The organism is Branchiibius sp. NY16-3462-2 (genome assembly GCF_001594145.1).
Classification (GTDB): domain Bacteria; phylum Actinomycetota; class Actinomycetes; order Actinomycetales; family Dermatophilaceae; genus Branchiibius.
The window spans coordinates 1-6,526 of the sequence record NZ_LVCF01000015.1 but is presented as its reverse complement, the minus strand read 5'-3'; the positions used below and the strand labels follow the sequence as shown (position 1 = coordinate 6,526).

At 65.8% G+C, this 6,526-nt stretch carries 6 protein-coding genes; 3 read left to right on the top strand and 3 right to left on the bottom strand.

All coding sequences use genetic code 11. The features are described from left to right. Positions 1-108: 108 nt before the first annotated feature. Entirely contained in the window at positions 109-333 is a 225-nt protein-coding gene (locus AZH51_RS05420) for a DUF2188 domain-containing protein (protein WP_291522154.1), read from the bottom strand. Between the two features lie 295 nt (positions 334-628). On the opposite strand from AZH51_RS05420, the gene AZH51_RS05415 reads away from it, so the two are divergent. Continuing rightward, a complete protein-coding gene (locus AZH51_RS05415) occupies positions 629-1,822 on the top strand; it encodes an alcohol dehydrogenase catalytic domain-containing protein (protein ID WP_291522152.1) in 1,194 nt (397 codons plus the stop codon). 87 nt (positions 1,823-1,909) lie between these two features. Here the strand turns inward: AZH51_RS05415 and AZH51_RS05410 are convergent, their stop codons facing one another. Together AZH51_RS05410 and AZH51_RS05405 are read right to left on the bottom strand one after the other, a co-directional pair. After that, on the bottom strand, positions 1,910-3,235 hold the full coding sequence (locus AZH51_RS05410; RefSeq protein WP_291522150.1) for an ISL3-like element ISPfr2 family transposase: 1,326 nt from the start codon (positions 3,233-3,235) through the stop codon (positions 1,910-1,912). A 632-nt stretch (positions 3,236-3,867) separates the two neighbouring features. Next, on the bottom strand, positions 3,868-4,179 hold the full coding sequence (locus tag AZH51_RS05405; RefSeq protein ID WP_003941073.1) for a putative quinol monooxygenase: 312 nt from the start codon (positions 4,177-4,179) through the stop codon (positions 3,868-3,870). Between the two features lie 108 nt (positions 4,180-4,287). On the opposite strand from AZH51_RS05405, the gene AZH51_RS05400 reads away from it, so the two are divergent. Both AZH51_RS05400 and AZH51_RS05395 read left to right on the top strand, forming a co-directional pair. Then, the gene (locus AZH51_RS05400; protein WP_291522113.1) at positions 4,288-5,229 is read left to right on the top strand and encodes a GlxA family transcriptional regulator; all 942 of its coding nucleotides are present in this window, start codon (positions 4,288-4,290) and stop codon (positions 5,227-5,229) included. 516 nt (positions 5,230-5,745) lie between these two features. After that, positions 5,746-6,354, top strand: a complete 609-nt coding sequence (locus AZH51_RS05395) for a site-specific integrase (RefSeq protein WP_291522111.1) — start codon at positions 5,746-5,748, stop codon at positions 6,352-6,354. The last annotated feature ends 172 nt before the right edge of the window (positions 6,355-6,526 follow it).

The window sequence follows — 6,526 nt, the reverse complement described above, 5'->3', positions numbered from 1 at the left end:
GGTCGCAACACCTATCGTCCCAGGTCAGGAGCACTTTTCAGTTCACAACACGGCCGTCGACACCGACACCCGATGAAATCTCGAGGCTAGCGCGGCCGTTTTCGCAGGTCAAACGGCCTGTGACGGGTGCGGATCGTTCCCATAGGAGTTGCGCTCTCCGATGGTGCCGTCCATCTTCTTGATGATGTGTTCAGCTCCTCGATCCTTGGCCATCTCGCGCCCCACGCTCTGAGCGGCCGCCTTGGTCTCGTGCGTGTTGCTGGCGCGGCTGTTCCCCTGGGGCCGGTTCTTCCACTGGCCGCCTTCATGGTAGGTCTCGATGCTGTTCGCCATGTCGTTTCACCCCCTCTCCACCCTCGTCCTGCAATCAGCATGAAGGAGTTGAGGCACCTTAGGGTGGGTGCGGCCTTTACGGAGTTATGCACTGTGGCTCAAACGACTGTTTTCGCAACCTCGAGACTGGCCAATATGAGTGCCCGTGCGCACCCGCCGACTCGCGAGATGGATGCCCCGACGCGGTTGCCTCAGCCTGGAACATACAACCGCACTCTGGTTAGCTACAGGCAGACCCGTAATCCACGGGGCCCTCGATGGGCCGCTAGCTGGGGCGGTCGAAGGAGTGAAGGACATGGCAACTGGTAACCGCGCCGTGGTGTTCCACGGTACCGAAGACATGCGAGTCGACACCGTCGATTACCCCAAGCTCGAGATGCCGAACGGCCAGAAGGCCCCCCACGGCGTCATCCTCAAGCTCGTCGCAACGAACATCTGCGGGTCCGACCTGCACATCTACCGCGGTTCGTTCGCGGCGCCCGAGGGCATGCTCATGGGTCACGAGATGACTGGGCAGGTCGTGGAGGTCGGCCCTGACGTCGAGTTCCTGTCCGAGGGCGACCTCGTCTCCGTCCCCTTCAACGTCGCCTGCGGCCGCTGCCGCAACTGCCGCGCCCGCCACACCGAGGTGTGCGAGACGACGAACCCCGACGCCTCCTGCGCCGCCTACGGCTTCAACCTGGGTAACTGGGACGGCGGCCAGGCCGAGTACATGTTCGTGCCCTACGCTGACTTCCAGCTCTTGCGCTTCCCCGATAAGGACCAGGCCATGGAGAAGATCCGCGACCTGGCGCTACTGTCGGACATCCTCCCCACCGCATTCCACGGTCTCATGGAAGCCGGCGCCAAGCCGGGCTCCACCGTGTACATCGCCGGCGCTGGCCCCGTCGGACGCTGCGGCGCTGCTGCGGCCCGCCTGCTCGGCGCGTCGTGCATCATCGTCGGCGACTACGACCAGAAGCGACTCGACCTCGTCAAGCGCAACGGCTGCGAGACCATCGACCTGTCCAAGGACGTGCCCCTGACCGACCAGATCGAGGCCATCCTCGGTGAGCCGATGGTCGACAGCGCCGTCGACTACGTCGGAGCCGAAGCTCACGGCATCGGTTCCGACGCGGACAAGCTCATGCCGCAGGCCGCGATCAACCAGGTCATGGACGCAACCCGAGCCGGCGGCGCCACGGGCGTCATCGGTGTCTACGGGCCCGACCCGCTCGCGCCGACGCAGGAAGGCAAGGAAGGCACCTTCCCGCTCGACTTCGGCAAGGTATGGATCAAGTCGCCCCGCATCTCCGCGGGCCAGGCGCCGATCATGCATTACAACCGTGAACTCATGATGGCCATCCTGTGGGACCGCATGCCCTACCTGAGCGACATGCTCAACACCAAGGTCATCAGCCTCGACGAGGCCCCTGACGCATACGTGAAGTTCAACGAGGGTTCGGACGAGAAGTACATCATCGACCCGCACGGCATGATCAAGAACTGACAAGCCGCATCCCGTGAGTGGGGTCCTCAACCAAAACGGTTGAGGACCCCACTCACGCATGTAGCGCAAACGAAGGTTTTTGCAGGCTCATCCCAATCGGGGGTGTAGGAGTTGGGGTCTGAAGCCGCCGGTCTCGAGCAGGCTTCGGGCGATGTAGTTGGTCAGGTTGCGGAACCCGAGTGCGGAGCCGCGCAGGTGTTCGAGCCGTCCGTTGAGCGCCTCGGTCGGCCCGTTGCTGGTGCCGGGTCGTTCGAAGTAGGCGAGCACGTCAGCGGCTCGCTTCTTCAGGGTCCGGCCCAGGGTGGTGAGCTCGGTGAGCACCTTGGGGACGCCGGCGCTGAGGTCGGTGATCAGCTTCTCCATGAGCTCGCGACCACGTTGCCGGTCCTCGTGGCGATAGGCGGCGATCATGCGCTGGTAGACACCCCAGGTCGCCTCGACCTCGACGTGAGCGTCATCAACGAACAGCGCGCGTAGCCTGTCGCTCTGCTTGTCGGTGAGCAGGTCCGCGCCGGTGTGCAGCGTGCGCCGCGACTTGTAGAGCGGGTCGTCCCTGAACCCACGGTGCCCGTGGATCGCGAGTTGGACCCGGCGCCGGCACCTGTCGAGGGCGTCACCGGCCAGCCGCACGACGTGGAAGGGATCCATCACCGTGACCGCGTCCGGGATCTCCTCTGCAGCGGCGGTCTTGAACCCGGTGAAGCCGTCCATCGCGACCACCTCGACCGCGTCACGGAAGGCGTCGTCGCGGTCGGCGAGCCAGGTCTTGAACGCCGCCTTCGACCGGCCCTCGACCATGTCCAGCAGCCTTGCTGGGCCGGCGCCATCGCGGACCGGGGTGAGGTCGATGATCACGGTGACGTACTTGTCGCCACGCCTGGTGTGGCGCCAGACGTGCTCATCGACGCCAATGACCTTCACGCCCTCAAACCGCGTGGGGTCGTTGATCAGCAGCCGCTTGCCCTCAGCCAGGACCGCGTTGTTGGCGGTGTCCCACGCGACCCCGAGTCCCTCGGCGACACGGGCGACGGTGAGGTGTGCGACCACGATCCCTTCCAGCGCCCACCGCAGCCCGGTGCGCGAGAGCTTCGCGCGTGGCTCCCCCGCGGCGCTGGTGTCTTGGCGCCACACGTGTCCGCAGTCGGCACAGCGGTAGCGGCGCACTACAACTTCCAGCACGGTCGGTCGCCAGCCCAGCGGCTCGTGGGCCAACCGCCGGATCACGGTGTCACGAGCAGCGCCTTCGCTGCCGCACCGTCGGCACCACTGATCTGGTTCCACCACGCGGCACGCGAGGACCGCACGATCCGGTTCAAGTCGTTGTCCAGTCACGCTCAGACCGAGGCCGTCGAGTCGAGCGAAGGCGGTCAGGTCAGGGCGGCCGAAGCCGGCCGGCGGGGTAGCGTCGGTCACGTCGAGGTCTTTCGGATGGATGGCGTAGGAACCTCCGTCGTCGGGAGACCTCGACGTCTATCTGCGGACCGACGCGCCCGGCCGACCTTCACCCTCATCTGAGAAGCCCCCTGAAACGTCTTCGACGACGACGGGACCGGCGAGGAGGAGGGCGCGGTGAGCTAAAGGAATGGAGCTTGCTCGGCTTCGACGCCGCCGCAAGCTCCGGTGAAACGGTCGGTACTGGTCGGTCGTCGTCGGTCACCACCGGATGGCGGCGTCCCCCACGCTCGGCGTTTGCGCAGGTCAGCGGCTCGTTCGCCCAGTGGGCGCATCAAGCGGTAGACGCAAAGCCGACGTGATTAGGTCGTCGGTTCGATTCCGACAGGCGGCTCCGGCGAACAGCCCCTGACCTGCGGAAACGCAGGGCAGGGGCGGTTCGCTTCTGGTGGTCGCGCGATGCGCTGGCCTCACGGCTCTGCCCGACACCGACGTCGCTCTCCTCTGCGACGGACCCCTCGCCGGCTGAGCGCTCGCGGCCGGCATCCTGTCCGTGTGCCGATAGGCCTCGCACCGCTCGGCAACGCAGCGTGGCGTTGCGTCGCGACCTGGCGACGGCTCGGCGGGGCGCGATCGTCTCGTGCGTTGGCGGACTACGGGAGCTTGGACGCGAGGACGTCGGCCGCCAGGATCTCGGGTGCTGCGCCGAGGAGGTGCTGGTTGGCCATCAGGGCTGCGACGATGGCGCCGTTGGCGTGGGCGTCGCGAGCGGCCTCGTCGGGGAATGCATCGAAGATCCAGAAGGTGTCGGCGTGGGTCCTGACCGCGAACCAGACAATCGTTCCTACTTCTTCGTTGGCGAGCGCGACAGCGCCAGCGAGCAGATCGGCGAGCGCGTCGTGCTGTCCATCGGCCGCGACGATCTTGGCGACGAAGGCATACGGAAGTGATGCGGGTGTGGACATGAGGGGTTCTCCTAGGTGTCGAGGTTTCTTGATGAAGCGAGTTCAGCGTATGACGAGCAAGGGCCGGTGAGAAGTGGCGTATACGACAGTATTGCTATTGTTCACGCCATGCGTATCGGACTGATCGCGATCGACGGCTGCTTCGGTTCGGCGGTCGCGTCGGTCATCGACATCATGCGGGTGGCCGACGCAGCCCGCGGCGATGTCGACCCGCGGATCGACCCGATCGAACTCGCCATCCTCGGACCGAAACGGCGAGTGACCACGACAGCATCGATGACCCTGTCGGTGGACCACCCGCTGTCGGAGTCCGCAGAGTTCGACGTGGTCGTCGTCCCTGCGCTTGGAACCCTCACGGCCGCCGCTACCAACGACGCCCTCCAGAGCCGAGATGCTCGTTCGGTCATCGCCTCGCTCGGGCGTCTCGACGACGCGACCACCCGGATCGCCGCGGCGTGCACCGGCGTGTTCGCTGTCGCCGAGACCGGACGGATGCATCATCGGCGGGCGACGACCAGCTGGTTCCTGGGGCCGGAGTTCCTGAAGCGCTATCCGACCGTCGCCCTCGATCTCGACACCATGGTCGTGGTCGACGGGAACCTCGTCACCGCCGGCGCCGCGTTCGCCCACATCGACCTCGCGCTCTCACTCGTGCGATCGATCAGCCCCGACCTGGCCCAACATGTCGCCAAGCTCCTCATCATCGACGAGCGTCCGTCGCAGGCGGCCTTCGTCGCCTACGAACATCTCCGGCACGAAGACCCGATCGTCGTCGAGTTCGAACGCTTCGTGCGCGCCCGCCTGGACGAACCGTTCAACGTCGCCTTCGTCGCGCAGTCGCTCGGCACCAGCCGGCGCACCCTCGAACGACGAGTCCGTGCGGCGCTCAACCTCACTCCGCTCGGCTTCGTCCAACGGCTTCGCATCGAACGAGCTCGGCACCTCTCAGCAACCACGGACCTCACCTCCGCCGAGATCGCGCTACGGGTCGGCTACGCGAACGCCGAGACTCTGCGCTCCCTCCTGCGTAGGGAGCGACGCCGTTCCTGACCTATCGCCATGCCTGTAGCCGGTGTCCTAGTGCTCGACTGGAACCACCTCTCAGCACGTCGCGTCGACGCTCCTGCGTCGCCCCTGGACGACCCACTCGACACGCCCGCAGCACAGGCCATGTGACGTGTCCCGGCTTCCCGGACGGTCGGGGTTGGGTGGCTGTGATGTCGCTGCGTTCTCGTCGAGGGGGTCAGCAGACTCGATCAGGGTCGATTGAGATGAGACGCGAAGGCGGTCAGGTCAGGGCGGCCGAAGCCGGCCGGCGGGGTAGCGTCGGTCACTTCGAGGTCTTTCGGATGGATGGCGTAGGAACCTCCATCGTCGGGCGACCTCGACGTCTATCTGCGGACCGACGCGCCCGGCCGACCTACACCCTCATCTGAGAAGCCCCTTTTTGCACCCCTCCGTGTCGGTGACATCTGTTGTGGTCTGTATCCACCTATTACACGGGATAATTGAACAGAATCCCGCGTCACTACCGCCCTGGGCGGCTGCTCGCGCGATGATGCACCGGTGAGTATTGTCCAGCCCGACCAGCCGCCCGTTGCCCTCGGTGAGCTCGCCGCCGGCGACCAGGAGCAGCTGTCCGCGGCCGAGGCCGGCTACGCCGCTGCGGCCTGGGCACCCAACACGTTGCGCGGCTACCGAGCCGACTGGGCCGAATTCACCACCTGGTGCACCCAACATGGTCGCTCATCGCTGCCAGCGGACCCGGCCGCGATCACTGGCTACCTGACCCAGCTGGCCACCGCCGGCGCCAAGGTCGGCACCATCTCCCGGCGGCTGTCGGCGATCAAATTCGCCCATCGGATGCACGACCTGCCCGACCCCACCCTCAACGCCCGCGTCGTCACCGTCTGGGAAGGCATCCGCCGCCAACTGGCCACTCCCCCAGACCAATCCACTCCACTGCACCCACCGGTCCTATTCGACGTCCTGGACTCGTGCCCCACCACCTGGTCAACTAAACGAACCATCGCCAACCCTGAAACCGACCTGGGAGGGTTACGCGACCGGGCCCTGCTCCTGGTCGGATTCGTCGCGGCTCTACGCCGTAGCGAACTCGCCGACCTTAACGTCGACGAACTCGCCGACCACGAACTAGGTGTCAACGCCGACTGAAAATTGACCCTTCAGTGCCGACTGGAAATTGACCCCCGGGATGGCGGGACTATCGCAGTTTCGGTGTTTCTGGTCCGTGACACGCCCACTGCTGTGGGCGGGATCGGAATAGGGACGCATGACACTGCAGGACATGAACGAAGAGCAGGTCGAGCCGACGCACGACACGGCT

What these genes read in the sequence shown, in the direction of transcription:
- AZH51_RS05420 (WP_291522154.1), bottom strand. Translation starts at nt 333, where the DNA reads ATGGCGAACAGCATCGAGACCTACCATGAAGGCGGCCAGTGGAAGAAC.
- AZH51_RS05415 (WP_291522152.1), top strand. Translation starts at nt 629, where the DNA reads ATGGCAACTGGTAACCGCGCCGTGGTGTTCCACGGTACCGAAGACATG.
- AZH51_RS05405 (WP_003941073.1), bottom strand. Translation starts at nt 4,179, where the DNA reads ATGTCCACACCCGCATCACTTCCGTATGCCTTCGTCGCCAAGATCGTC.
- AZH51_RS05400 (WP_291522113.1), top strand. Translation starts at nt 4,288, where the DNA reads ATGCGTATCGGACTGATCGCGATCGACGGCTGCTTCGGTTCGGCGGTC.